At 38.0% G+C, this 24,146-nt stretch carries 24 protein-coding genes; 12 read left to right on the plus strand and 12 right to left on the minus strand.

Annotated elements, in window-relative coordinates:
* Positions 1-59 precede the first annotated feature (59 nt).
* Genes H4J62_RS07380 through elbB form a run of 3 tightly spaced genes read left to right on the plus strand, consistent with a single transcriptional unit; the run spans position 60 to position 3,362 of the window.
* Entirely contained in the window at positions 60-1,508 is a 1,449-nt protein-coding gene (locus tag H4J62_RS07380; RefSeq protein ID WP_182214667.1) for a PLP-dependent aminotransferase family protein, read from the plus strand.
* Complete coding sequence (locus H4J62_RS07385; protein ID WP_182214666.1) at positions 1,505-2,707, plus strand: multidrug effflux MFS transporter; 1,203 nt, start codon at positions 1,505-1,507, stop codon at positions 2,705-2,707. The genes H4J62_RS07380 and H4J62_RS07385 overlap by 4 nt, the downstream gene beginning before the upstream one ends.
* A 1-nt stretch (position 2,708) precedes the next feature.
* Complete coding sequence (elbB, locus tag H4J62_RS07390; protein WP_182214664.1) at positions 2,709-3,362, plus strand: isoprenoid biosynthesis glyoxalase ElbB; 654 nt, start codon at positions 2,709-2,711, stop codon at positions 3,360-3,362.
* Here elbB and H4J62_RS07395 read toward each other — a convergent pair.
* From H4J62_RS07395 to aroQ, 5 genes are all read right to left on the minus strand, one after another.
* Positions 3,359-3,529 (minus strand): oxidoreductase-like domain-containing protein, encoded by a 171-nt coding sequence (locus H4J62_RS07395; protein WP_083277942.1) that lies wholly within the window; start codon positions 3,527-3,529, stop codon positions 3,359-3,361. The two genes, elbB and H4J62_RS07395, sit on opposite strands and share 4 nt — an antisense overlap.
* Before the next feature lie 30 nt (positions 3,530-3,559).
* The gene (locus tag H4J62_RS07400) at positions 3,560-3,757 is read right to left on the minus strand and encodes an oxidoreductase-like domain-containing protein (protein WP_182214663.1); all 198 of its coding nucleotides are present in this window, start codon (positions 3,755-3,757) and stop codon (positions 3,560-3,562) included.
* Between the two features lie 137 nt (positions 3,758-3,894).
* Entirely contained in the window at positions 3,895-5,241 is a 1,347-nt protein-coding gene (accC, locus tag H4J62_RS07405) for an acetyl-CoA carboxylase biotin carboxylase subunit (protein WP_070374912.1), read from the minus strand.
* A gap of 31 nt (positions 5,242-5,272) precedes the next feature.
* Positions 5,273-5,710 (minus strand): acetyl-CoA carboxylase biotin carboxyl carrier protein, encoded by a 438-nt coding sequence (accB, locus tag H4J62_RS07410; protein WP_182214661.1) that lies wholly within the window; start codon positions 5,708-5,710, stop codon positions 5,273-5,275.
* A 79-nt stretch (positions 5,711-5,789) separates the two neighbouring features.
* Positions 5,790-6,245: a type II 3-dehydroquinate dehydratase gene (gene aroQ, locus H4J62_RS07415; RefSeq protein WP_182214659.1), complete on the minus strand. Its 456-nt coding sequence runs from the start codon at positions 6,243-6,245 to the stop codon at positions 5,790-5,792.
* A 418-nt stretch (positions 6,246-6,663) separates the two neighbouring features.
* Between aroQ and H4J62_RS07420 the strand changes: the two genes are divergently transcribed.
* The 3 genes from H4J62_RS07420 to H4J62_RS07430 are packed head-to-tail and all read left to right on the plus strand — an operon-like array spanning position 6,664 to position 10,724.
* Positions 6,664-7,062: a hypothetical protein gene (locus H4J62_RS07420; protein WP_182214657.1), complete on the plus strand. Its 399-nt coding sequence runs from the start codon at positions 6,664-6,666 to the stop codon at positions 7,060-7,062.
* A 1-nt stretch (position 7,063) separates the two neighbouring features.
* A complete protein-coding gene (locus tag H4J62_RS07425) occupies positions 7,064-8,248 on the plus strand; it encodes a hypothetical protein (protein ID WP_182214656.1) in 1,185 nt (394 codons plus the stop codon).
* Between the two features lie 13 nt (positions 8,249-8,261).
* Positions 8,262-10,724: a bifunctional diguanylate cyclase/phosphodiesterase gene (locus tag H4J62_RS07430; RefSeq protein WP_182214654.1), complete on the plus strand. Its 2,463-nt coding sequence runs from the start codon at positions 8,262-8,264 to the stop codon at positions 10,722-10,724.
* A gap of 57 nt (positions 10,725-10,781) precedes the next feature.
* Here the strand turns inward: H4J62_RS07430 and H4J62_RS07435 are convergent, their stop codons facing one another.
* Both H4J62_RS07435 and cutA read right to left on the minus strand, forming a co-directional pair.
* Positions 10,782-12,608: a protein-disulfide reductase DsbD gene (locus H4J62_RS07435; RefSeq protein WP_182214652.1), complete on the minus strand. Its 1,827-nt coding sequence runs from the start codon at positions 12,606-12,608 to the stop codon at positions 10,782-10,784.
* Between the two features lie 5 nt (positions 12,609-12,613).
* Positions 12,614-12,925 (minus strand): divalent-cation tolerance protein CutA, encoded by a 312-nt coding sequence (gene cutA / locus H4J62_RS07440; RefSeq protein WP_182214650.1) that lies wholly within the window; start codon positions 12,923-12,925, stop codon positions 12,614-12,616.
* Positions 12,926-13,083: 158 nt separating this feature from the next.
* On the opposite strand from cutA, the gene H4J62_RS07445 reads away from it, so the two are divergent.
* The 3 genes from H4J62_RS07445 to groL all read left to right on the plus strand — a co-directional run bounded on the left by H4J62_RS07445 (position 13,084) and on the right by groL (position 15,771).
* A complete protein-coding gene (locus H4J62_RS07445; RefSeq protein ID WP_182214649.1) occupies positions 13,084-13,596 on the plus strand; it encodes an FxsA family protein in 513 nt (170 codons plus the stop codon).
* Positions 13,597-13,713: 117 nt separating this feature from the next.
* A complete protein-coding gene (locus H4J62_RS07450) occupies positions 13,714-14,007 on the plus strand; it encodes a co-chaperone GroES (protein ID WP_070374905.1) in 294 nt (97 codons plus the stop codon).
* A gap of 120 nt (positions 14,008-14,127) precedes the next feature.
* A complete protein-coding gene (groL, locus tag H4J62_RS07455) occupies positions 14,128-15,771 on the plus strand; it encodes a chaperonin GroEL (protein ID WP_070374904.1) in 1,644 nt (547 codons plus the stop codon).
* A 386-nt stretch (positions 15,772-16,157) separates the two neighbouring features.
* Here groL and H4J62_RS07460 read toward each other — a convergent pair whose 3' ends face one another.
* The 5 genes from H4J62_RS07460 to H4J62_RS07480 form a co-directional block, all read right to left on the minus strand.
* A complete protein-coding gene (locus H4J62_RS07460) occupies positions 16,158-17,042 on the minus strand; it encodes a LysR family transcriptional regulator (RefSeq protein ID WP_182214648.1) in 885 nt (294 codons plus the stop codon).
* A gap of 128 nt (positions 17,043-17,170) precedes the next feature.
* On the minus strand, positions 17,171-18,001 hold the full coding sequence (locus H4J62_RS07465; protein ID WP_182214647.1) for a sulfite exporter TauE/SafE family protein: 831 nt from the start codon (positions 17,999-18,001) through the stop codon (positions 17,171-17,173).
* Between the two features lie 166 nt (positions 18,002-18,167).
* Positions 18,168-19,202: a methionine synthase gene (locus tag H4J62_RS07470; RefSeq protein ID WP_182214646.1), complete on the minus strand. Its 1,035-nt coding sequence runs from the start codon at positions 19,200-19,202 to the stop codon at positions 18,168-18,170.
* 54 nt (positions 19,203-19,256) lie between these two features.
* A complete protein-coding gene (locus H4J62_RS07475; protein WP_182214645.1) occupies positions 19,257-20,234 on the minus strand; it encodes a DUF1852 domain-containing protein in 978 nt (325 codons plus the stop codon).
* 854 nt (positions 20,235-21,088) lie between these two features.
* Complete coding sequence (locus tag H4J62_RS07480; RefSeq protein ID WP_182214644.1) at positions 21,089-22,162, minus strand: OmpA family protein; 1,074 nt, start codon at positions 22,160-22,162, stop codon at positions 21,089-21,091.
* Positions 22,163-22,423: 261 nt separating this feature from the next.
* On the opposite strand from H4J62_RS07480, the gene H4J62_RS07485 reads away from it, so the two are divergent.
* The 3 genes from H4J62_RS07485 to sigX are packed head-to-tail and all read left to right on the plus strand — an operon-like array spanning position 22,424 to position 24,067.
* Positions 22,424-22,690, plus strand: a complete 267-nt coding sequence (locus H4J62_RS07485; RefSeq protein ID WP_182214642.1) for a hypothetical protein — start codon at positions 22,424-22,426, stop codon at positions 22,688-22,690.
* Positions 22,690-23,514, plus strand: a complete 825-nt coding sequence (locus H4J62_RS07490; protein ID WP_182214641.1) for a mechanosensitive ion channel family protein — start codon at positions 22,690-22,692, stop codon at positions 23,512-23,514. Before H4J62_RS07485 ends, H4J62_RS07490 begins: the two co-directional genes overlap by 1 nt.
* A gap of 19 nt (positions 23,515-23,533) precedes the next feature.
* Positions 23,534-24,067 (plus strand): RNA polymerase sigma factor SigX, encoded by a 534-nt coding sequence (sigX, locus tag H4J62_RS07495; protein WP_182214639.1) that lies wholly within the window; start codon positions 23,534-23,536, stop codon positions 24,065-24,067.
* Positions 24,068-24,146 lie beyond the last annotated feature (79 nt).

The raw sequence follows: 24,146 nt of genomic DNA on the forward strand, positions 1-24,146 counted from the left end.
GTAACAGATACAAAAAATATAAAATGTAACCTATACAGTTTTTGTTGAGGTGAAATAAAATGCAACTTTTAGATAAATCTTCTTCAGAATTTTTATATCAGCAAGTCATTGACTTTGTTGAAGACCAAGAAAAAAGTGGTGCAATAAGAGCGGGAGACAAGCTACCTAGCCTACGTAAACTCAGTAGACAATTTGAAATAAGTATACCGACAGTAAAACAAGCGTATATTGAACTAGAGCGTCAGGGTAGTATTTCTGCAAGGCCACAATCAGGCTATTATTTAAAAGCTAAGCAAGCACGAACCTTAAAACCTATGCGGTCATTATGGGCAAGTTGTCAGCCCGTTGAAATCTCATGTCGAAGCATAATAGAACAAGTTTATGAAGCTGTTCATTTACCCGATACTGTCGCATTGGGTATTTCTAACCCGGTCAATGCACACCCACCAGATAAAGCCTTAGCACGATTAATGCGTTCGGTATTGAGTAAGAATGCTGAAAAAGCGGTTAGTTACGGACCGGTAAATGGTGATCCAAAACTGCGTTTAAACCTTGCTTTTCGTTATCATGAGCAAGGCGTAGCCATTAATCATGACGATATAATTATCACTAGTGGTGCCCAAGAAGCACTATCAATTGCCTTACAGTGTGTCGCAGAACGTGGTGATATTATCGCTGTAGAATCACCGTGTTTCTTTGGTTTGATTGAATTAATTGAAAGTTTGGGTATGAAAGCTCTGGAAGTTTATACCTGCACTGAAGAGGGGATTTGTGTTGAAGAACTGGCTAAAGTTATTGAGCAACATCCGGTAAAAGCGTGTTTGTTTTCTACCGCTATCTCTAACCCACTTGGCTCTATGATGACTAATCAACAGCGCCAGAATATGGTCAGTTTATTAGAAAAACATGATATTCCACTTATCGAAGATGAAGTTTACAGTGACTTATATTTCAGCAAAGATAGACCAGTACCCGCGCAGCTTTACTCCAAAAAAGGCCTAGTGCTAACGTGCTCATCTTTTTCAAAGACCGCTGCACCAGGTTATCGGGTCGGTTGGCTATTACCAGGCAGATATGAAGAAGCAGCAAAACGTATTAAACGCGCCCAGTCTTGCTCAACACCAATGTTACAGCAATGGACATTAACTGATTATTTGATGAGTGGTGAATATGATCGTCACTTACAAGTGTTAAGAAAAACCTTACGTTATAACTGCGAGCGGATGCGCGCCTTAATCGCTAGTCATTTTCCAAAAGAAGTCTGCATTTCACAGCCACAAGGTGGCAGTGTCTTATGGATACGTTGCCGTTCTCATGTTGATACTAGCCAATTTTTTACTCAGGCTATTGCTAAGGGGGTGAGTTTTGCTCCCGGTGAAATTTTTTCCCCAACCGGGCAATATAAAAATTTTATGCGCATTAGCTATGGGGTGAAATGGTGTGAAAAAATAGACAAAGCGATTGCTGACCTTGGCAAACTTGTTTACGACTATCCGGAAAAATCATGAGAAACCTAAAAGTTAGTGAACAAACAGAGCTTTCACTAAAATTATTATTACCCTTATTAGCAGCCATTATTGCTATCTCACCATTGGCAATCGACATGTATTTGCCGGCAATGCCAATACTGGCGGAGCATTTGTCAACTGATATGCCAATGGTACAAAATAGCCTGAGTATATATTTACTAGGCTATGCTTTAGGTCTGTTATTTTTTGGCCCACAAGCGGATAAACACAGCAGAAGAAAATTAGTGATGCTCGGTATCTCAGGTTTTATCGTGATGAGTATAGCGATAACGTTTGTCACGAGTATTGAACAGTTTTTATCCTTACGATTTTTTCAGGCATTTATTAGTAGTGCGGCAACGGTTGTTGTGCCGGGAACAATAAAAGAGCGATATGGCAAAGATACCGCCAAAGGGTTTTCTTATGTATCTATGATTATGATGATAGCGCCTATGATAGCGCCCGCTATTGGCTCAGTGTTACTGCTGCATAGTTGGCAGCTTATATTTTTAAGTTTAGCGGCCTACAGCTTTATTATTTTACTCTTGGTGTATCGATTTTTACCTGAAGTAAAGCGTGAGAAAAATTTAGCACCGGTTAGTTTTCTGCAACGCTATAAAATTGTCTTATCTAATAAAAAGTCACAACTAAATATTGTTACGTCTATGGTTATTTCATTAGCTTTTTTTGCTTATATTACCGCGATCCCTTTTGTCTATCTAACGGTTTTTAAGGTCTCGGAATTTGAATTTAGCCTACTATTTGCCGTTAATGTTTTGGCGTTAATGACCGCCCATTTTATTAATACCCGCTTAGTTAGTCGTAAAGGGTCATTTAAAATGTTGACCTACGGTTTAATCGTTGCGTTATGTTTTTCTTCATTGTTGGTGGTGGTAAACTTTTTGCAGCTACCATTAATGTTCACGGCAGTTGCGGTATTGCCGTTGATGGGCAGTTTATCGATGATAGCGGTCAATGCTGATGCACTTATTATGCAAGAATTTACCCGGGAATCAGGTACAGCTAGTGCGGTAATAGGTACTCTTCGCTTTGGCATTGGCGCATTAGCAGGACCAATATTAGCGTATTTTTATGATGGTAGTGCTTTACCGTTTGCATTATTGATGTGGTGCTCGATAATAGTTGTTTTATTATGTCAGTTACCTAATATGACAAAGAATATAGGAATAAAGGATTAACATGAAAAAAATAGCGATTATTTTATCTGGCTGTGGCGTTTATGACGGCAGTGAAATACATGAAAGTGTTTTAACGTTATTAGCGATTGAACAGCAAGGAGCAAGCTATCGTTGTTTTGCGCCAAACATTAATCAACATCATGTGATTAACCATTTAACTGGCGCGGTTAGTGAAGATGAAACACGTAATGTTTTGGTTGAATCTGCGCGCATTGCCCGTGGTGACATTGAAGACATTACTGAGCTCTATCATGAAGAATTTGATGCGCTAATTTTCCCTGGTGGCTTTGGCGCAGCAAAGAACCTCTGTGGCTTCGCGCTTGATGCAGAAAACTATCAAATAAATGCTGAAGTACTTGTTGCTGCTCAACGCTTTATTAAAGCGGACAAACCGCTTGGCTTTATGTGTATTGCTCCGGCAATGATCCCCCTTATTTACGGTGAGGATGTTCAAGCAACGATTGGTAAAGACCGTGATATCGCGGAGTCGTTAATAAAGCGTGGTTTAGCACACGTTGATTGTGAAGTGGGCGATATTATTGTTGACGGAAAACGAAAACTGGTTTCAACACCGGCCTACATGCTAGCGACATCACTTGTTGAGGCGGCCAGTGGTATTAATAAATTAGTGAAAAAAGTGATTGCCTTGAGCTAAGGTTGTTCAGCGTTTACTGCTTGCTCTTTAGCTTGTAATTCAGTCTGCTGTAAACGCCACTTTTCGTATTCGCTATAGTAGTGGTCCCATACACAAGGGCAACAAGCGCCGCCGCCGCAACAGTCATCGTCGGCGGGAAGGGAAGGTTCTTTAAGTAATTCAGTCATACACAGTATCGCTTAGAAAGTCGCTTAGTCTTAATTTGACTCGTTGTCTTGGGCTTGTTTTTCTTTTAGTGCGACTTGTTGCAGGCGCCATTCTTTACGCTTTGCATAGAAATTGTCCCAAACACATGGTGTACATGCGCTGTCACAACATTCACCATCGGCAGGTGGTAAAGGTTTTTCAAGTAATTCAGTCATATTTTTAAATTCAATGAGTAAAGTATAAGCCATATATTATTATCTATGGTAACACGACATCATTGCTATTTGGGTGTAGGAATTTCACTTTTATGTAAACGTTTAATACCGTTATCCCTGATATAAAAAAGCCCTGCGATGCAGGGCTTGATTGTTAAATTTGTAGAAACTTATTCAGCTTCAGCTAATTTCTTTTCTAGATAATGGATGTTGGCACCGCCATTAACAAAACCTTTATCATTTAAAATATTTTGATGTAAGGCAATGTTGGTTTTAATACCATCAATCACTAATTCGGCTAAGGCATTGCGCATACGTGCGATTGCAACATCTCTGTTATCACCCCAAGTGATCAGTTTGCCGATCATAGAGTCATAATTTGGTGGTACCGTATACTCAGCGTAGATATGAGAATCCCAACGAACCCCCAATCCTCCTGGAGGATGGAAACGAGTGATTTTGCCCGGTGAAGGAACAAAAGTACGTGGGTCTTCAGCATTGATACGACATTCAATTGAATGGCCAGCGATTTTAATATCATCTTGGGTATAAGATAATGGTTGACCAGCAGCAACACGTAATTGCTCTTTGATCAAATCAACACCGGTGATCATTTCAGTAACTGGATGCTCAACTTGAATACGGGTATTCATTTCAATAAAGTAGAATTCACCGTTTTCGTATAAAAATTCAAAAGTGCCGGCGCCACGATAATTAATATCAATACAAGCTTTACAACAACGCTCACCAATTTTGGCGCGCATTTCTGGAGTAATACCTGGTGCGGGAGCTTCTTCTACCACTTTTTGATGACGACGCTGCATAGAACAATCACGCTCACCTAAGTGAATTGCAGCACCTTGACCATCAGCCATTATTTGAATTTCAACATGACGAGGATTTTCAAGGAATTTTTCCATGTAAACCATATCATTTTTGAAAATAGTACCGGCTTCTCTTTTGGTTAATGCAATCGCGTCGACTAAATCTTCTTCGCTGCGCACAACACGCATACCACGACCACCGCCGCCACCAGCCGCTTTGACGATAATCGGGTAGCCAATACGTTTAGCATGAGCTTTATTGGCCGCTTCATCATCATTAAGCGGGCCATCTGACCCTGGAACACAAGGAACACCCGCTATTTTCATTGCTTTAATTGCCGCAACTTTATCACCCATAATACGGATGCTTTCAGCTTTTGGGCCGATAAAGGCAAAGCCTGACTTTTCAACCTGTTCTGCAAAATCAGCATTCTCAGCTAGAAAACCATAGCCAGGATGTATTGCTACTGCGTTAGTGACTTCAGCTGCCGTTATTATGGCAGGAATATTAAGGTAGCTGTCAGGCGCTGGCGCTTTGCCAATACAGATAGTTTCATCGGCTAATAAAACATGTTTTAAGTTTCTGTCAGCCGTAGAGTGCACTGCAACAGTTTTTATACCGAGTTCTTTACATGCACGTAATATTCTTAGTGCAATTTCGCCTCGATTGGCGATAACAACTTTATCTAACATGGAATGATCCTTTTGTTTGATATCTATAGGATTATTCAATGATGAATAGCGGCTGGTCAAATTCTATAGCGTCTTCATTGCCCGCTAGAATTTCTTTAATAACACCAGACTTATCAGCTTCAATTTGGTTCATCATTTTCATTGCCTCAAGAATACATAAAGTATCACCAGCATTGACATGTTTACCTACTTCGACAAATGCAGGTGAATCAGGTGATGCTGAAGCGTAGAAAGTACCAACCATTGGCGAACGAACAACGTGACCTGAAATAACAGCAGGTGCCGTTTCAGTGACTACAGGTGCGGCAATAGGTGCAGCAGCAGGAGCAGAGTGCATCATTGGAGCAGCTTGTACCATAGTACCGCCACGACAAATACGTACTGATTCTTCACCTTCAGAAATTTCTAATTCGTTAATCCCTGATTCTTGTACTAATTCAATTAATTTTTTTATTTTACGAATATCCATTTGAATACCTTTTTATCAATGTGTAATTTATGTTGTAAATAGAGCCGCTAAAGTTAAGCCACTCTCTGTTGTTTTTTCATTAACTTTTATGGTCAGTCAACCAAGTATAAGCCGACGCTAACGCATATTTATAACCATCGGCACCTAAGCCGCAAATAACACCAATAGCTTTGTCTGATAGATACGAATGATGTCTAAACGACTCTCTAGCATGGACATTTGAAAGATGAACTTCAATATATGGAATGTCCACAGAAAGGAGTGCGTCACGTATCGCTATACTAGTATGGGTAAATGCGGCAGGATTAATGACAATAAAGTCTATTTCATTATGAGCTTGATGTATTTTTTCTATTAGTAGGTGTTCAGCATTTGATTGCAAATGACTTAATTCAATTCTCAGTGGTATAGCTTGCAATGTTAAATCGTCAATAATATCGGTTAATGATTGCGCGCCATAAATTTCAGGCTCGCGTTTCCCTAACATATTTAAGTTAGGGCCATTTATCACTAAAACTTTAAACTTTGTAGTCATTTTCTGAGAAAAACCTATTAAATAGCAAATATTACAAATATCATCACATAAAAGCTAGAGTGATGGAACAGCTAATAACAAAATCGAGCATTTCTGCTGTTAAGCGATTATTATAGTGTTTTCGCAGAATATAGCAGCAAAATACTGGTCTGATCTGTTGTTGTTAACTTTTTATCAATAAGTTGACAATAAAGTTTTGTATTTTAGGAAAAATTTACTACAATATTATTATCTATATTTAGTAATCAATTCATTGGTTTAGCGGTTTTTATATACAGGTTAACATATAGCAGTGGGTTGCGTGGTCTCCTTTACTCGGTTACTACTAGTGGCTACGGAGCACTTTGTTAGATACACAAAGTGCTCTTTATTTCTCATTAACAAGGATTTAGTTATCAGCCAAATTCTAATCAGATTAATGGTTCTTGTCATATTAATTGGCAGTCCGGCAACTCATGCGGTCGAAGTTATTACCAATATCACAACTGATACTGTGTCAATAACAACCACTCAGTTACGTCGTATATATTCAATGCGTCAAACTAAATGGGCCAATGGCCTACCCATAACTGTTTTTGTTTTATCAAGTACTAATCCCACCCATCAAAAATTTTGTAAAGACACCTTACGCTTATTTCCATATCAACTTGACCATATATGGGACAAGTTGACTTTCTCAGGTATGGGGATTGCGCCAACTGTGGTGTTAACTGAAGAAGAGTTAATTGAAGCCGTTAAATCAACCACAGGTGCCATTGGTTACATTGAAAATATTAATGAGGTAAGTGATGTCAATCTGCTTAAAATCGATCAATAAAATGAGTTATAAAGTAATGTGCTTATCAGCATTACTTGCGATTAATGCGCACGCACAGGAAGGGCATTCGGCAGATCCGTTAAAAATACATGGCTTTGTTGCGCAAGGCGTTATTGACGTCGACAATAGCAACTTTGTTAATGATAACGGCGAAATATCGTTAAAGTTAACAGAAATAGGACTTAATACCTCGTATCAATTATCTGACGATTATCGCTTTGCGGCACAAGCTGTTTATTTAAACGGTGGGAATCGCTACAAGGAAGGTTTGCGTGTTGATTACTTCTTAATGGATTGGAGCGCTTATAGTTCAGAGCAGTGGCAAGCTAATTTATTTGTTGGCCGTTTTAAAAATGCCCACTGGTTGCATTCAAGTACCCGTGATATTCCTTTTGCACGGCCCTCAATCTTGTTACCGCAAGGGACATATTTTGATGGCTTTCGTGATATCGCTGTTGGTGGCGATGGTGCTGCATTAAAATTGACTTACAATAATGATAAATATGGCGAATTTGATTTCAATTTTAGCCGTGGTAAAAGTCCGATTGATAGTGAAGATGCAGAAGTCATTCTCAGTAAGTTAGCACAGGGAGATATCGAGCATGAGCTTGATACGCAGGCGAGTGTTTATTGGCGGCCAGTATTTTCACAATGGCGCTTTGGTCTAACCTTATTGGATTCAGAATTTAACTATAAAAATGAGAGTCCTGATTTTTTTGTTGATGGACGATTTGTTTTTCAGTTTTATACGATAAATGCTTTATATGAAGGTGAACACTGGGAGTTTACTAGTGAAGTTTTACAAACAAGGTTTTTAACCAAAGGGTTTTACGCTGCTCAGTTTAACCAAGACAATATTGGTCAAGGTGGTTATGTTCAAGCGGTTTACAAGGTAAATCAACGATTGAAATTTATTAGTCGTTTTGAAAATTTCTATGCAAATAAGGATGATAAAAAAGGCCGTGAATTACAACAACAAAGTTTTGGCACCATACCTCATTATTTTGCTTATCAGCACGATAAAATGCTAGGGTTTTCATACGATTTTTCTGATAATTTACGGGTCAATGCGGAGTACCATTGGGTAAAAGGCGCTGCCCGCGTTAATCCTGTTGTGTTGCCCAACCCAGAGGCGAACAGTGAGCATTGGAAAATGTGGGCCTTACAACTAATGTACTGGTTCTAGTGGGGCTAACTTGATGAGAAAAAGATTTGTTAGCGTTCCTGTTAAATTATTAGTGCTAGTTATGGGGGCGTTATTGCTCCTAACGGCTATTTTCTCTTATTTGTCTTTATCAAGGTTAAATCAAGAGTTCACCCAATATCAAAGTGATACTTTACGTAAAGGCCAGGCACAGTTTTCTGTGCAAAATAACGTATTACGTCAAAAAATACTGACGTGGCTAGAGTCGTTTTCTGATATTGTGCGGTTAAAAGAGCAAGCTGATTTTGACGTTTTAGCACAAGAGTTTGCCGCGCAGTTTGATACCCTACAAATGAATCAAAATGTTGAAAATGTTTGGTTAGTTTCAGCAAGTAATGAAGAGTTATACCTTTCTAATGCTATTCCTAAATTTGTTCAGCTGAGTATTGAAAATGTACTAAGACATCAGCAACCTGAACACACTTTGTACTGCGAGGGTCAATGTGTTCAGTTGATCACCATACCAGTATTAAACGGTAAGGGTGATATGGCGGTTGTCGCGATGACAGTTTCACTTGTTGATATGATTTTTTATATAAATCAAGCGCTTGATAATGAGTTGGCCGTTGTAAGTTTTTCTCGTGTAGATAAGCTTGTATCAATAACAGGTAACGAAGAGGCTATTATACTTGCTGACGCTAAATTTATCTCTTCAACAAATACTCAACTAGTCAGTGAATTATTTATGTCGAACCAAGAAATTATCAACAGCGAGATGATTAATTTTCAAGGTATAAAAGCTACAGCCAACGATAGCAGTTATCTGATTAACTTAATTCCCATCGCAAATACCCGTGATGATTTTTATTACCTGGCACTGATTGATGACGCCACTATTTTTACAGATAAGTATCAGCAAAATCGTTGGCAATTTTTAATTTTTACCTTAGTTGTGCTTATTGCTTTAGTGATTGTTGTTCATTTTGTTGCTAGCCCCTTTACTCGTCGCTTACTAGTCTTGTCAGATGTTTTACCTCTATTGGCGAAAAAAGAATTTGATCGGTTTCGTCAAACAGACCTACAAAGAAATGGTAAATATATTGATGAACTAGATATTTTAGCCAATGCGGCCACCGAGTTAAGTTTTGAACTTGAACAGTTAAATATTGAAATTGAACAAAAAACGAAAGAGCTCGAAAATATTGCCATGTATGATTTGTTAACGGGATTGCCTAACCGCAATATGCTTAACTATCAACTGCGTAAAGCGTTTCTCAATGTGTCACGCAGTGACGGACAAATTGCCGTTTTATTTTTAGATCTCGATGACTTTAAGAAAGTAAATGATAGTCATGGTCATACTGATGGCGACAAGTTGTTAATTCAAGCGGCTAATCGTTTGCGCTCCAGTATTCGGAGAGTTGATATGGCTTGTCGATTTGGTGGTGATGAATTTGTTGTGGTACTTGGTCATATCGATAATGAAAATGATGCAGTGCTTGTCGCACAAGAAATTTTAGAAGCATTTAAAGAACCAATTAAAATACAAAATAGCCTTTTTTATGTAAGTACCAGTATTGGAATAGCCTTTGCTCCTGAAGAAATGACTAAGTCAGAAGATCTGATCAGTTATGCCGATATCGCTATGTATGAAGCTAAAGATGATGGTGGCGCCAAATATCATATTTACCATGAAGAGATGTATAAAAAAGTTGCCCTTCGGGTGATGATGGAAAGTGAAGTTAGACAGGCTTTAGCTAAAAATCAATTTAGCTTAAGTTTACAACCTCAGTTAGATGCAAAAACAAAAAAACTATACGGCTTTGAAGCGTTACTTCGATGGCAGCATCCCGAACGAGGCATGGTTTCGCCGGAAGATTTTATTCCTCTCCTTGAAAATTCTCAGCACATGGTTGAACTGGGTTATTGGGTGATCAGACGCTGTTTTGAACTTTGCCAAACTTTTATTGATAAGGGTTTAACTGATGTCCGTATTGCGATAAATCTGTCAGCAGGTCAATTTGCCGATCCTCATCTAACCCCTTATTTAACCGATTTACTTAATGAGTTCTCGCTTGAGGCAAGTCACTTCGAACTAGAGCTGACTGAGCAAACCTTAGTAAAAAATATCGATAGTGCAATTGAAATGATGAATGGCTTGAGAGATGTAGGGTTTAGTTTTGCCATTGATGATTTTGGTACCGGTTATTCGTCATTAGCTTATTTGAAAAAAATGCCAGTCGACGTTATTAAAATAGATAAAAGCTTTGTATTTGGCATGTTAGAAAATCGAGCTGATTATCAAATTATTATGTCAACCATTGCTATGGTGAAGAACTTAGGTTTGCAGGTTATCGCAGAAGGTGTTGAAACGAGTGCGCAGTTACGCAGTTTAACAGAAAACGATTGTGATATTATTCAAGGATATTACTTTTCTAAACCTATTCCTGAAACCAAACTAATGGAATTTATTGATACAAAAATTGTTAATGGCTATTGGAAAGTATCAGCACTTTAACCCGCAGAGTTACGCGAGTTAAAGTGTACTTGTTTGTTAAAGGTTAAAGGTTAAAGGTTAAAGGATTTTTTGTAGGTGTTCAGTAAATTCTTCTGCCCCCATAAAACCCGTTACGCGCTGCTGAGTTAATTCTTTACCTTGTTGGTCAAAGAAGAGAATACTCGGTAAGCCAAGTACTTGATACTTTTCCGCAAACTCAGCATTGTCAGTCGAATCGAAGTCAGTCATATCAATTTGTAACCATACTGTGTTACTCAGCACTTTTTGTACTTGCGGGGCATTAAAGGTGTATTCTTCAAACTCTTTACAGGCGATACACCAGTCGGCATACAAATCGACCATTACAGTCTTCCCTTGTGCATTCGCATTGTCTACTGCTGCTAACAACTCTGGTAATGTTGCTACTTTAGTAAAGTGTTGTTGTGGAGCTTCTTGATTACTTGTAGCAACGTTTTGGCTAGGACTTATCAGTTGAAAAGCTTGGTTGGCGCCAAAAAATATCATTACAAATATCACCACACTTCTAACACCAAACCAAAAGTTATTCTGGGTCTGTTGATTGACGGTATAAAAATAGCCTGCACTTGATAAGACCAATATTGCCCACATGGCTTGTGTTACCACTGAAGGTAAAAACCTTTCCATTAAAAATATCGGAACAGCGAGTAGTAATAAGCCAAATACATTTTTAATTACCGTCATCCATGTACCTGCTTTTGGTAATAATTTACCACCAGAACTACCCAAAACAAGTAAGGGTACACCCATACCTAAACTTAATGCGTAGAGGGCTGATGCACCTAACCAAATATCACCCGATTGCGAGATATATAGCAGAGCACCGGTTAAAGGAGCGGTAGTACATGGAGACGCCACTAAACCAGAAATAGCACCCATAACAACAACACCGAAATATGAACCACCTTTTTGGCTATTACTGATGTTATTCAATTTATTTTGCCAGCTACTTGGCAAGGCAAGGTTAAAAACTCCAAACATAGAAAGTGCTAAAAAGATGAATAAAACACTCAACACAATTAAAACGGCAGGATGTTGAAACATTGCTTGGAACTGAGCGCCGGCCAGTGCAACAACAATGCCCAGTAAGGTATAAGTTATTGCCATGCCTTGTACATAAGCAAACGATAAACGAAAGGCTTTTGACGTTGATAATTTATCGCCTTGCCCAACGATAATACCGGTCAAAATAGGGTACATAGGAAATACACAAGGCGTAAATGAAAGCAGTAAGCCTCCAACAAAAAAAGCGAGTAGTGTTAGCCAAATATTATCACCTTTGAGCATATCGGCTAATTGATGTTGTTCGCTGGCATTTTCAGCGGCAATAGATGTATTGCCCGTTTCATTATCAGGTGATATCGCCGCCAAAACATTGTTGGTGTTAATGGCTTCTTCATTATTAACTTTTGATAGTGCTACAACTTTACTTTTAGGTGGGTAGCATAAGCCTTTTGCTGCGCACCCTTGATAGCGTATTTTAATGCTGGCATTACTATTAGCGTTAACAAGCTTAATAGTGAAGTTAAGCTGTTCGGTAAATATTTGCTGAACACCAAAAAATTCATCTTCATGGTCTTCACCTTTAGGCAGTTCGACAGGGATTATTTCTGCGTTTTCAACACTGAACTTAAACTGGTGACGATATAAGTAATAGCCCTCAGCTATGGTAAAGGAAACAGATAATTGATCATCCTTCTGGTGAAAATTAAATTCAAAGGCTTCTTCGACACTAAGAAACTCATCATCGTTACTGAATAACGAAGCGGACGAAGTATCAAAAATTGAATCTTGAGCTTGAGCATTGGGTACTTGCAAAAAAATACTGGTTAAAACTAACCAAAAAAGTAAGACAATTTTTTTCATAACAACTATTTTAAAGACTCAGTGATCCAGTTTAAATAACTATCGTCGCCTTGCTGGATGTTCATGGCGATAATTTCAGGGGTATCATAACGATGTAAGCGTTTAATTTCACTAGCTACATCGTTAAACTTATTGGTTTGTGTTTTTATCATTAACTGTATTTCTTCATCACATTCAATATTATCTTGCCAGCGATAAACAGAGATAACGTTAGGAATAATATTGACACAAGCGGCCAGTTTCTCTTGTATTAAGTGTTTTGCAATCAATTTCGCATTGCTAATATCAGGACAAGTGCACATTATTAATTGAAACATTAACGTATTTTCCTTAACAAAAACTTAAGCTATTTAAATGACAATTAATAGCTTATTACCATATGAACTAGCTTGTATTTACCTGATGCTTGAAAAAGACCTGCACAACCCCATATATGTTTCATCTTATATAAAATTTTTTAATGAAGAGACTTTAAATGTTTCGATTTCTATTTATCCTTTTTATTGTCGTTCCTATTATCGAAATTATGGTACTGATCAATGTTGGTACTTGGCTTGGCGCATGGCCAACAATTGCTATTGTTATTATTACCGCATGGCTGGGTGCGAGAAATGTTAAACAGCAGGGGATTGCGACCTTAAACTCAGTACAAACTAAAATGGCGCAAGGAGAAATGCCTTCAGATGAAATAGTTGCAGGACTACTTTTACTGGTTGCGGGCATACTTTTAGTAACGCCTGGCTTTGTTACTGACATTTTTGGGCTATCTCTCCTGATCCCTAGTGTGAGAAGTCTGTTGATAAAGTCAGTGCAGTCACATTTAGTCATGAATCAAAGCGCGGCTGGTTTTACTTATCAAAGTTCGGTGCATACTCAGCAAGAACAGCCAGTTACGTCTGATCCATTTGAGCAGGGTTTAGGCACTAAGAAGCCGATTGAACACCACCAAGGTGAAACGCTTGAAGGTGAGTATGAGCGCAAAGAATAAAAAATTTTTTAACGGGGCTTGTGAAGTTTTAAATTAGCCCCATCTTTAATTGCAACAAAGTTTTATAACCTTTTATTTAAATTTATTGAGAGTGAATAAACTCTCAGGAGAAAATTAATGAGCATTCGTCCATTACATGACCGCGTAATAATTAAACGTAAAGAAGTAGAATCAAAATCAGCTGGTGGTATTGTTTTAACAGGAAGTGCTGCAGAAAAATCAACGCGCGGTGAAGTTATCGCTGTCGGTAACGGTCGCATTTTAGAAAATGGCGAAGTACGTGCTTTAGACGTAAAAGTAGGTGACCAAGTTATTTTTAGTGAAGGTTACGGCGTTAAAACTGAAAAAATTGATGGCGAAGAAGTTTTGATCCTTTCTGAATCAGACATTTTAGCGATTGTTGAGTCATAGTAACGCTACTGACTTTATATAAACTGTAGGAATTCGTTAGGCTAAGCCTCAACTTACAGTGTATTAATTATTGTAGTCGAACGATGTTCGACAAACTAACAAAATATAGGAAGAAACAACATGGCTGCAAAAGACGTATTATTTGGAAATGACGCACGAGCAAAAATGCTACGTGGTGTAAATGTTTTAGCTGACGCGGTAAAAGTAACATTAGGCCCTAAAGGTCGTAATGTTGTATTAGACAAATCTTTTGGTGGTCCAATCATCACCAAAGATGGTGTTACTGTTGCAAAAGAAATTGAATTAGAAGACAAATTTGAAAACATGGGCGCACAGATGGTTAAAGAAGTTGCTTCTAAAGCCAATGATGAAGCTGGTGACGGAACAACTACTGCAACTGTTTTAGCGCAAGCTATTGTAAATGAAGGTTTGAAATCAATTGCTGCCGGCATGAACCCAATGGACTTAAAACGTGGTATCGACCAAGCAGTTATTGCCGCCGTTGAAGCATTAAAAGGTTTGTCACAAGAATGTAGCGATAACAAAGCGATTGAGCAGGTAGGCACTATCTCTGCTAACTCTGACGAAACTGTCGGTAAAATCATCGCAACAGCGATGGAAAAAGTGGGCACTGAAGGCGTAATTACTGTTGAAGAAGGTCAAGCGTTAACTGACGAATTAGACGTTGTTGAAGGTATGCAATTCGACCGTGGCTATTTATCTCCTTACTTTATCAACAACCAAGAAAGTGGCACTGTTGAATTAGAAAGCCCATTCATTCTATTAGTAGACAAAAAAGTAGGCAGCATTCGCGAATTACTTTCTACTTTAGAGGGGGTTGCAAAATCAGGTAAGCCATTATTAATTATTGCTGAAGATGTTGAAGGTGAAGCTTTAGCAACATTAGTGGTAAACAACATGCGCGGCATCGTTAAAGTTGCAGCGGTTAAAGCACCTGGTTTTGGTGACCGTCGTAAAGCAATGTTACAAGATATCGCGACATTAACGGGTGGTACGGTAATATCTGAAGAAATCGGTATGGAGCTTGAAAAAGCAACATTAGAAGATTTAGGTCAAGCTAAACGTGTTGTTATCACTAAAGACAATACAACGATTATTGATGGTATTGGTAACGAAGCTGATATACAAGGTCGCGTAATGCAAATTCGTGGTCAAATCGAAGACTCATCTTCTGATTACGATAAAGAAAAGTTACAAGAACGTTTAGCTAAATTAGCTGGCGGTGTTGCGGTTATTAAAATTGGCGCAGCAACAGAAATCGAAATGAAAGAGAAAAAAGCCCGTGTTGAAGATGCATTGCATGCAACTCGCGCCGCGGTAGAAGAAGGTGTTGTTGCTGGTGGTGGTGTTGCATTAGTTCGCGCTGCTGACCTTATCAAAGATCTTGAAGGTGCCAACGAAGACCAAACTCATGGTATTAATGTTGCAATTCGCGCAATGGAAGCACCTCTACGTCAAATCGTTGCTAACTGTGGTGATGAAGCTTCAGTCGTATTAAACGAAGTGCGTAACGGTAAAGGTAACTTTGGTTACAATGCTGGTAACTCTACTTACGGTGATATGTTAGAAATGGGTATTCTTGACCCAACTAAAGTAACGCGTAGTGCATTACAGTTTGCTGCTTCTGTCGCTGGCTTAATGTTAACAACCGAAGCTATGATCACTGATGCACCAGTAAAAGATGCTGGCGCTGGTGGCATGCCTGATATGGGCGGTATGGGTGGAATGGGCGGTATGATGTAATTGTGCTTGTCTAAACTGTTAATTTCTTCGTTGCGTTATCGTTCGTTTAAGAAACACTAAACGACACAATAAAGCGCCTTGAAGTAAACCGTTTATCCTGCGCATAAATAGTCAAAACCATTTATAGCTCAAAATTGAAAAGCCTGAATAGCGATATTCGGGCTTTTTTTATTTACTATGCAAGAACATGTTTATGCTCTTAATTATACGAATTGCCAGCCTTAGCTTATTGATTTGTGTTAAATCGGATTTAAGCTCATTGTTGTCGTGAGCAAAATACCATCTGGGTGAGCAAGAGGCAGTCTCATAGATTAGCGACAAGCTCGCCGTCTTTTCTATTGCAGGTGTTTAATTTTATGCAGCCCCTCTAAAACCGGATTAACTAATTATTTTGTTTTTTTAGCTTGAGCAATGAAATCATTTAAGTAGTCAATATTTTGGTCGGTCTTGCGAATACCTACAAAGATTTGCTTATTAATACCTTTTTCTCCAAAACGAAGACTCTTAATAGGCATTGATTTTGAGTACTCATCTACTAGCCAGCCCGGCAAGGCACAAATACCTCGACCAGCAGCGACCATTTGTAACATGATCTCAGTTGTTTCAATGTTTTTGTGTTTTTTTACTGAACACTTTGCTGGATTAAGAAATTGACTAAAGATATCGAGCCTTTGCGGCTCAACAGGGTAACTAAACAGTACCTCTTCGCTTAATTGCTCGGGTAAAACAAAAGCTTGCTTTGCAAGTTTGTGAGACGCTGAAACGACCAGCCTATGTTCATAGTCAAAAACGGGTATGTAGACTATTTTAGGTTTAAAGAGTGGATCTGGTGTAATAAGTACATCTATTTCGTAGCTAAGCAATGCACCTAAAGCACCAAACTGGAACTCCTGCTTCACGTCCATATCAATGTCCGGCCACTGTTCTAAATAAGGCTGAATGACTCTAAGTAACCATTGATAACAAGGATGACATTCCATGCCAATTCGTAGAGCCCCCATTTCACCTTTTGCAATCTGACTCAGTAATAATTCTGTATGTAAAAACTGAGGTAATACTCTATTTGAAAGCGTTTGAATACGCTCTCCAGCAGCTGTAAGACGTAGGTTTCGACCCTCTTTTTTCCATATTGGAGTAGCAATTTGGCCTTCTAATTTTTTAATGCTGTGACTTAACGCAGATTGAGATAAGTGCAACGAATCAGCAGCTTTAGTTAGGGTTCCATGCTCTTTTATTGCGGTTAGTATTTCTAAATGGATCCTTTCTAACACCTGTTAACTCCTGTTTTTAGCTTTGATGATGAACTTTATTGATTGATGAATGCTGTTCATTTTATCAATCAAATAAGTTGATTTACAATTATCATTTACTGTTCAACAACAATGAACAGCAATAAAATCTATAAGAAAAGTTGCGCCAACATACGTAAGCCCGTAAATAGTAATACGAAGGCAAAGATTTTTTTCAGTTTTTCCGCATCTAATTTCGCTGCTAATGATGCCCCTAACGGTGCGAATAATACGGTTAGCGGCACAATACAAGTGAAGGCAAATAGATTGACCAAACCAAATGTACCCGCTGGAGCATCGGTTGGCGTACTACCGAAGGTCAGCATTGTTAGCGCACCAGGCAATGAAATTATTAACCCTATTGCCGCTGCTGTGCCAATGGCTTTGTGGGCGGGATAGTTATATAAAGTGAGCAGTGGCACCGAAATAGTACCGCCGCCAATCCCGACCATAGAACTGAAAAAGCCAATGGATGCCCCCATAACCGTTTGTCCTGTTTTATTAGGTAGTTTCTGGTATACAGCTGATTTCCCCGTGCGGAACAACATATTTAGTGCTGATAAAACCGCTATCACCCCAAACAACATAGTAAGCATAGTACCTTCAACAAGAGTCACTAACCAGCTACCAACCAATACCCCGATAAGAATAAAGACAGCCCAGCGTTTGAGCAGGTCAAAATCGACATTACCTTTTTTATTGTGAGAACGAATAGAACTAACAGATGTGGGTACTATGGTGGCTAGTGAGGTTGCTGTAGCAACTAGCATCGCAGACTCTGGTGATACGCCAAAGCTCTGAAACAAGAAAAATAATACAGGTACGATTACGATACCACCACCTACACCTAACAAGCCCGCTAAAATACCTGCGAATACACCTGTGGCAACCAATGCAAAAAACGGTGAGATATTATTTGTTATAAATTCAATGATATTCATTAACGACTACTTTTATTTTTAATAACGCTAAAGACCCTACTATCAATTAAACGGGCAACTGCAGCATACGTTGTTAGGTCTTTAAGTAAATAATAGCTCAAGCATAGCCAATTTTGCTCGATTGTGAGAAAGCCATAGCCTACTTTACTAAACACTATTATATCAGTTAGTTACTATTAGAAAGTTCTCTTCTAACTATTTCTGCACCTGCACTTAACGCATTTAATTTCCCTTTTGCTACCTTACGAGATAAAGGGGCCATGCCACAGTTTGTACATGGGTAGAGCTTGTCGGCATCGACATACTTGAGGGCTTCTCGTAGGGTCTTGGCGACTTCCTCTGGTGTTTCAATGATATCGGTTGCGACATCAATGGCTCCTACCATCACTTTTTTACCTCGAATAAGTTCAAGTAGCTCGATTGGTACATGAGAGTTATGACATTCTAACGAAATAATATCGATAGTAGATTTTTGCAGTTTGGGAAAGGCTTCTTCATATTGTCGCCACTGAGACCCCAAAGTTTTTTTCCAATCTGTATTGGCTTTAATGCCATAGCCATAGCAAATATGTACAGCTGTTTCACACTTAAGCCCTTCAATTGCTCTCTCTAAACAAGCCACACCCCAATCATTAACCTCATCAAAAAACACATTAAATGCAGGCTCATCGAATTGAATAATATCAACACCTGCTGCTTCTAACTCTTTGGCTTCTTGATTAAGGATTTTGGCAAATTCCCAAGCTAGCTTTTCTCGACTTTTATAATGGTCATCATAAAGTGTATCTATCATCGTCATAGGGCCTGGCAGCGCCCATTTAATCGGGTGTTTTGTTTGTTGACGTAAAAATTTGGCATCCTCAACAAAAACTGATTTTTGGCGTGAAACAGCACCAACAACCGTAGGTACACTCGCATCATAGCGATTACGAATTTTTATGGTCTTGCGTTTTTGAAAGTCAACTCCGTTGAGGTGCTCAAGAAATGTAGTAACAAAATGTTGGCGTGTTTGTTCGCCATCACTGACAATATCAATACCTGCTTGTTGTTGATCTTGTAATGATAAACGTAGAGCATCTTGTTTTCCCTCAATTAATTCGTCACCTTGTAATTTCCAAGGAGACCAAAGAGTCTCAGGTTGTGCAAGCCAAGAGGGTTTAGGTAAACTGCCTGCCGTTGAAGTAGGTAATAATTTTTTCATGATAGTTGATGCCATAATTTTAGGATATTTATAAAAGATAAGTATTAAATATAGCTATTGAGCGTAACTAGCAGACCATTGCTCAAGAACCGTTTGGTAGGGTTTGATGAAGTGCTCTTCAGCAAATTTTCCCTGGTGATTAGCCATCTTGCTTCGTTCTTCTCGATCATAAACAATTTGGGTTAATGAATGATCTAAATTCATTAAATTTGGTTGATAGCATTTACCTGCAACAGCATTCGCATTATAAATCTCAGGTCGATAGATTTTTTGAAAAGTTTCCATCGTGCTGATGGTGCTTAAAAGCTCAAGATTAGTATAATCATTAAGCAAATCACCAAAGAAGTGAAAAGCCAAAGGCGCAACACTATTTGGTGGCATAAAATAGCGAACCTGTAAGCCCATTTTTTTGAAATATTGCTCAGTCAAAGAAGATTCATTTGGCTGGTATTCAACACCTAATACGGGATGGTGGTTTTCAGTCTGATGATAGGTCTTGTTATTAGAAACACTGAGACATATTACCGGTGGCTTCTTAAAGTGTTGCTGGTAAACACTCGAATTTACAAAGTATTTAAAGAGCTTCCCATGCAGGTCGCCAAAATTATCTGGAATGCTAAATTTTGATTGACCCTTATTATGATCTAACAACAATACGCTGAAATCATAATCTCGCACATAAGAGGAAAAATTATTTCCTACAATGCCTTCAATGCGTTTGTTATTTTTATGATCAACAATATTCGTTTTCAATATTTCAATTGATGGGAAGGTTTGGCCACTGCCTTCAATATCTATATCAACGGAAATGATTTCAAGTTCGACAGAATAACGTGCTGCTTGGTGATTATCCCAATGTGCCAACGCATTGAAACTATTGTCAATCATATTTAAAGCGTTGCGTAAGTTCGCTTGACGGCTGTTTCCTCTCGCTAAATTAGCAAAGTTGGTCGTGATACGCGTATTGTCTGAGGGCTGATAATTTTCATCAAGACAAGTGCTCTTAATAGTAAATGTAAAGTCTTTATTCATTGTGAACGTAATCCTATTTCCTGAGATAAAACCTAAATTTATTTCGTGATCTTTGAGGCTTTTAATTTTATTTTTTGGTTTTCCCAGTCAATGTCTTCATCGTCTTTTGGGTATATACCTAAAGGCTTAATTGAGAAACAACTGTAATATGGTTTAAAGTTAAAAGCAGAGTGTGTTTTATACTTGGTTCGTTGTATGAATAAAATTGATTTTATTTCATTAATTTATGAGCTGTGTTCATGTGTTTGTTTATTGATAAGCTTTGGATCATTCCTACTCGTAATTTCGAGGTTATACGAGAACACATTTCGTTTTAAACTGATTATTGTTCAAACATCGCTTTAGAAGAATCACGCTCATCTGGAGAGATTAAAATGTGAGTATTAATGAGCAGCTATCTTTTGCGATATAAGTTGAGTTGGTAGATAAATTTAGACCACTTAAAATAGCACTTTTAAGCCGTGCCGATAAATCGCGAGAATGACCGATTTGATAGCTAAGCGGGGCAGAGTCGAAATAAATAAAGACTTCAACTTAGCGAACTTTGTGGCAACCGCTAGCAAAGATAGCCTAAAAGTTACTTTGATGGGGAGTTGGAATATTTGGGCTTTATTTGTTTATTAAGGTCTGTAAATTTTACGGCCAATAATGCGAATGCATAATATTGACGAGGTCTTATGTCCTTCAGATAATCACTTTATCTGAGTCATTGTAATTAATTAGCCCAAAGTTATATAGGCTTTTAATACTGCGCTCTATACACATCGAGTAAACTGATTTATCAAGAGACTTTCATTGAAAGTAATAAAAAAGGGAAGCCCAAATGGCTTCCCTTTTAGTTAGGCAATTTAGCCTTATTTGGTAATCACTTTTTTAACGACAGTTTCTATTTTCGCTACAACTCTGCGGTTTACACTATTGTCTGCAGGCGAAGTTCCTTTAGCAATCAACTGTGTTTCACCAAAGCCTTTTGCAGATAAACGGCTAGCATCGATAGAAAACTTATTAATTAATAAGCCTTTAATGGTATCAGCACGTTTTTGCGAAAGCATTAGGTTATATTCTTCACTACCAGAAGCCGAACTGTGTCCTTCAATAACAACACTTGTGTTTTGGTATTCTTTCATGAAATCAGCTAAACGCTGAACATCATCAACCATTGCTGGCTTAACCAATGAACTGTTATTTTCAAAGATAACATTTAACTTAATTTCGACTGATTTTTCTGAATATAAGCTACAGCCTTGTGAATCAACCTTTACATTTGCCGGTGTATTAGCACAACGGTCATTGTTATCACTAACACCATCGTTGTCAGTATCAACCATCATCACTTTTTTAACGACTGGCGTTGTTGACTTCATCGTTTCCATAACAGGTTTGTTAACAACAGCTTTGTTAACAACAGGTGATTTTTTAACATCGCCAAAAGTATATTTTACACCTAGTTTAATACCTTGATCTGTTTGACCGTAATCAAGATCGCGATAAACAGCGGCTTCGCTGTATAGAGAGAAACGATCATTAATTTGAAGGTTATAACCAGCACCTACATTAGCCGCATTATAGCTTTTAACATTGTTAAAGCGCTTTACACCAGTGAAAAGGTAAAAGCTGCTATCTTCAACTTTATAAATCGCATCGATACCGGCACGTGTTCCGTAATCTTTATCATTGCCATTTTCAATGTCGTAACGTGTTTTAGCTAATTCTAAACGAATGTCCCAACGCTCATTAATGATTTTTTGTAAATCAATACCAAGGCTTTTGCCCGCTTCAATTTGTTGCCAGTCAATATTGTTTTCTTTGTTTGTATCTGACTTGATGTAGTCGCTAAACACACCAAGCTCCCATGTTTTATCAATAGTTTCTGCAGCTAGTGGAGAGCTTATTAATGCAGCTATCAGAGTCATGTTAAAAGTTTTCATGGATAAATCCTTATTAAGTTTCGGGTAATGTGATGTAATTTCTGGCTCTATAACGGATAAGAAACTCAAAAGTCACAAATTTTTCTTAATTTTACTAAATTAACGCTAAAACTCAAAATTGTTTAGCGTAGAATGCACCCGATTTAAAAAAGTTAATGTGTATAGATAAAAATAAGAATAAAAAACATACAGATTTAATGTGACTTTTTAACGGCTCAGTCGTTAAAGAATAAAGCGATAAAACTATTGCTCGAGGATGAGATGAAAGACATAGAAAAGAGTTTAGCGAAAGAATTAAGCTGTGATGCAGATGTTGCTTTTAGTACATCAGATGATCAGCTTTTTAAGCGCGCAACCTTAACAGCAAATAATCAGCAAGGTACAAAAGATCTTGTTGCATTGGGCTTAGCTTCACTTTGGGTTGTTTTTATTAGCCTATTTATGAAAGTTTTAAAACCGATATTTAAACAGATGGCACCTTGCCCAAAAATAACAAGCAATAGCATAACTAATAATGAGAATAGATAATGGATACTGAAAACATCACAGATAAAGCTTACTCTGGCTTAATAACTGTTTGGCATAAAGTGGTTACTTTTTTACCTGATTTAATTGTCGCTATTTTATTTCTACTTGTCGGTTGGATTATTTCAACACTCATTAAAAACTTTCTTAATAAATCATTAATTAAAATTGGTTTTGATACGTTTTTAAATAAACTGGGTCTAGATTCACTGCTGAAAAAAATGGATGTTACTTTAACGGGTAGCCAAGTTGTTGCTAGTCTTATTTCGACATTCTTCTTACTTATCTTTTTATTAGCGGCTCTAGATATTTTAGGCTTAACCGTACTTTCCGGCTTAATCGACACTTTGGTGTTGTTTTTACCTAAATTACTTGCTTCACTCGCTGTCTTAATTTGTGGCTTCTTTGTTGCGCAAATTGTTTTTAATGGTGTAAAAATAGCCGCTAAGAATACTGGTGTTGACTATGGCCGTTCCGTTGCCGAAGTATGCCGCGGTATTATTATCGTTATTACTGTTTCTTTATCTATTACGCAATTAGACATAGATGTTTCTCTGCTAAATAACATCATGACAGTACTTATTGGCAGTGTCGGTTTAGCGGCGGCTATTTCTTTAGGTATCGGCACTAAAGCCATGGCCCAAGAAATTGTTGCTGGCGTTTACCTTCGAGAGATGTACCAAATAGGTGACGTTATTGAAGTAACAGACATTAAGGGTACCTTAGCTGTTATTGGCAGTGTTGCGAGTAAAGTGATGGCAGCCGATGAGTCGCTAACGACGATACCGAATACTTTCTTATTAGCTAATAAAGTTATTAAGCAATAGTTGAGGCTTATTTTACGGTTTGACTACGCTTAATGAACGCGAGCTTGTTACCTTAGTGCAAGCAAGCCTACCTTATGATACGCGTCTTTTTCAGCAACTAATTACACCTTATTTACCTGTTTTAAAAGGATACTGTGTAAAGTTACTTAAGCATCAGCCTGATGCCGAAGACGTCGTACAAGAAATAATTATAAAGGTACTCGCCCACTTAAAAAACTTTAAGTGGGCGGTATCTTTTAAAGCATGGCTATTTAAAATTGCCCATAACGAATGTATCAATAAAATAAGAGATCGCCGTTGGGATACTATCGAACACAATGATGAATATCTTGAAAGTATAACCAATGATGATAATAGCCACGAAGATTTTGGGACAGCACTTTCATTATTAATGGTTAACCTGTCCTTTGCTGATCGTAATATTATGCTACTACGTTACCGCACAGGTTTGGAATTTCAAGAAATAGCCGATATTTGTCACCTCAATATTTCAGCGGTAAAAATGCGTCATAAAAGGGTTGTAGATTTTTTACAACAGCGATTAAAGCAGTAAAGTTTGGTAACCTGTGTAACTATGGATAAGATAATTTTAGGGCCGTTTTTATTCAGGGTAAATATAAAAAAATCACTCG

It is taken from the genome of Colwellia sp. BRX8-5, from assembly GCF_014077325.1.
Lineage (GTDB): Bacteria > Pseudomonadota > Gammaproteobacteria > Enterobacterales > Alteromonadaceae > Colwellia_A.

What these genes read in the sequence shown, in the direction of transcription:
- H4J62_RS07490 (WP_182214641.1), top strand. Translation starts at nt 22,690, where the DNA reads ATGGATACTGAAAACATCACAGATAAAGCTTACTCTGGCTTAATAACT.
- H4J62_RS07470 (WP_182214646.1), bottom strand. Translation starts at nt 19,202, where the DNA reads ATGAAAAAATTATTACCTACTTCAACGGCAGGCAGTTTACCTAAACCC.
- H4J62_RS07420 (WP_182214657.1), top strand. Translation starts at nt 6,664, where the DNA reads ATGGTTCTTGTCATATTAATTGGCAGTCCGGCAACTCATGCGGTCGAA.
- elbB (WP_182214664.1), top strand. Translation starts at nt 2,709, where the DNA reads ATGAAAAAAATAGCGATTATTTTATCTGGCTGTGGCGTTTATGACGGC.
- aroQ (WP_182214659.1), bottom strand. Translation starts at nt 6,245, where the DNA reads ATGACTACAAAGTTTAAAGTTTTAGTGATAAATGGCCCTAACTTAAAT.
- H4J62_RS07400 (WP_182214663.1), bottom strand. Translation starts at nt 3,757, where the DNA reads ATGGCTTATACTTTACTCATTGAATTTAAAAATATGACTGAATTACTT.
- H4J62_RS07450 (WP_070374905.1), top strand. Translation starts at nt 13,714, where the DNA reads ATGAGCATTCGTCCATTACATGACCGCGTAATAATTAAACGTAAAGAA.
- cutA (WP_182214650.1), bottom strand. Translation starts at nt 12,925, where the DNA reads ATGTTTCAATTAATAATGTGCACTTGTCCTGATATTAGCAATGCGAAA.
- H4J62_RS07480 (WP_182214644.1), bottom strand. Translation starts at nt 22,162, where the DNA reads ATGAAAACTTTTAACATGACTCTGATAGCTGCATTAATAAGCTCTCCA.
- H4J62_RS07445 (WP_182214649.1), top strand. Translation starts at nt 13,084, where the DNA reads ATGTTTCGATTTCTATTTATCCTTTTTATTGTCGTTCCTATTATCGAA.
- groL (WP_070374904.1), top strand. Translation starts at nt 14,128, where the DNA reads ATGGCTGCAAAAGACGTATTATTTGGAAATGACGCACGAGCAAAAATG.
- H4J62_RS07485 (WP_182214642.1), top strand. Translation starts at nt 22,424, where the DNA reads ATGAAAGACATAGAAAAGAGTTTAGCGAAAGAATTAAGCTGTGATGCA.
- H4J62_RS07395 (WP_083277942.1), bottom strand. Translation starts at nt 3,529, where the DNA reads ATGACTGAATTACTTAAAGAACCTTCCCTTCCCGCCGACGATGACTGT.
- H4J62_RS07465 (WP_182214647.1), bottom strand. Translation starts at nt 18,001, where the DNA reads ATGAATATCATTGAATTTATAACAAATAATATCTCACCGTTTTTTGCA.
- accB (WP_182214661.1), bottom strand. Translation starts at nt 5,710, where the DNA reads ATGGATATTCGTAAAATAAAAAAATTAATTGAATTAGTACAAGAATCA.
- H4J62_RS07475 (WP_182214645.1), bottom strand. Translation starts at nt 20,234, where the DNA reads ATGAATAAAGACTTTACATTTACTATTAAGAGCACTTGTCTTGATGAA.
- accC (WP_070374912.1), bottom strand. Translation starts at nt 5,241, where the DNA reads ATGTTAGATAAAGTTGTTATCGCCAATCGAGGCGAAATTGCACTAAGA.
- H4J62_RS07430 (WP_182214654.1), top strand. Translation starts at nt 8,262, where the DNA reads ATGAGAAAAAGATTTGTTAGCGTTCCTGTTAAATTATTAGTGCTAGTT.
- H4J62_RS07425 (WP_182214656.1), top strand. Translation starts at nt 7,064, where the DNA reads ATGAGTTATAAAGTAATGTGCTTATCAGCATTACTTGCGATTAATGCG.
- H4J62_RS07385 (WP_182214666.1), top strand. Translation starts at nt 1,505, where the DNA reads ATGAGAAACCTAAAAGTTAGTGAACAAACAGAGCTTTCACTAAAATTA.
- H4J62_RS07380 (WP_182214667.1), top strand. Translation starts at nt 60, where the DNA reads ATGCAACTTTTAGATAAATCTTCTTCAGAATTTTTATATCAGCAAGTC.
- H4J62_RS07435 (WP_182214652.1), bottom strand. Translation starts at nt 12,608, where the DNA reads ATGAAAAAAATTGTCTTACTTTTTTGGTTAGTTTTAACCAGTATTTTT.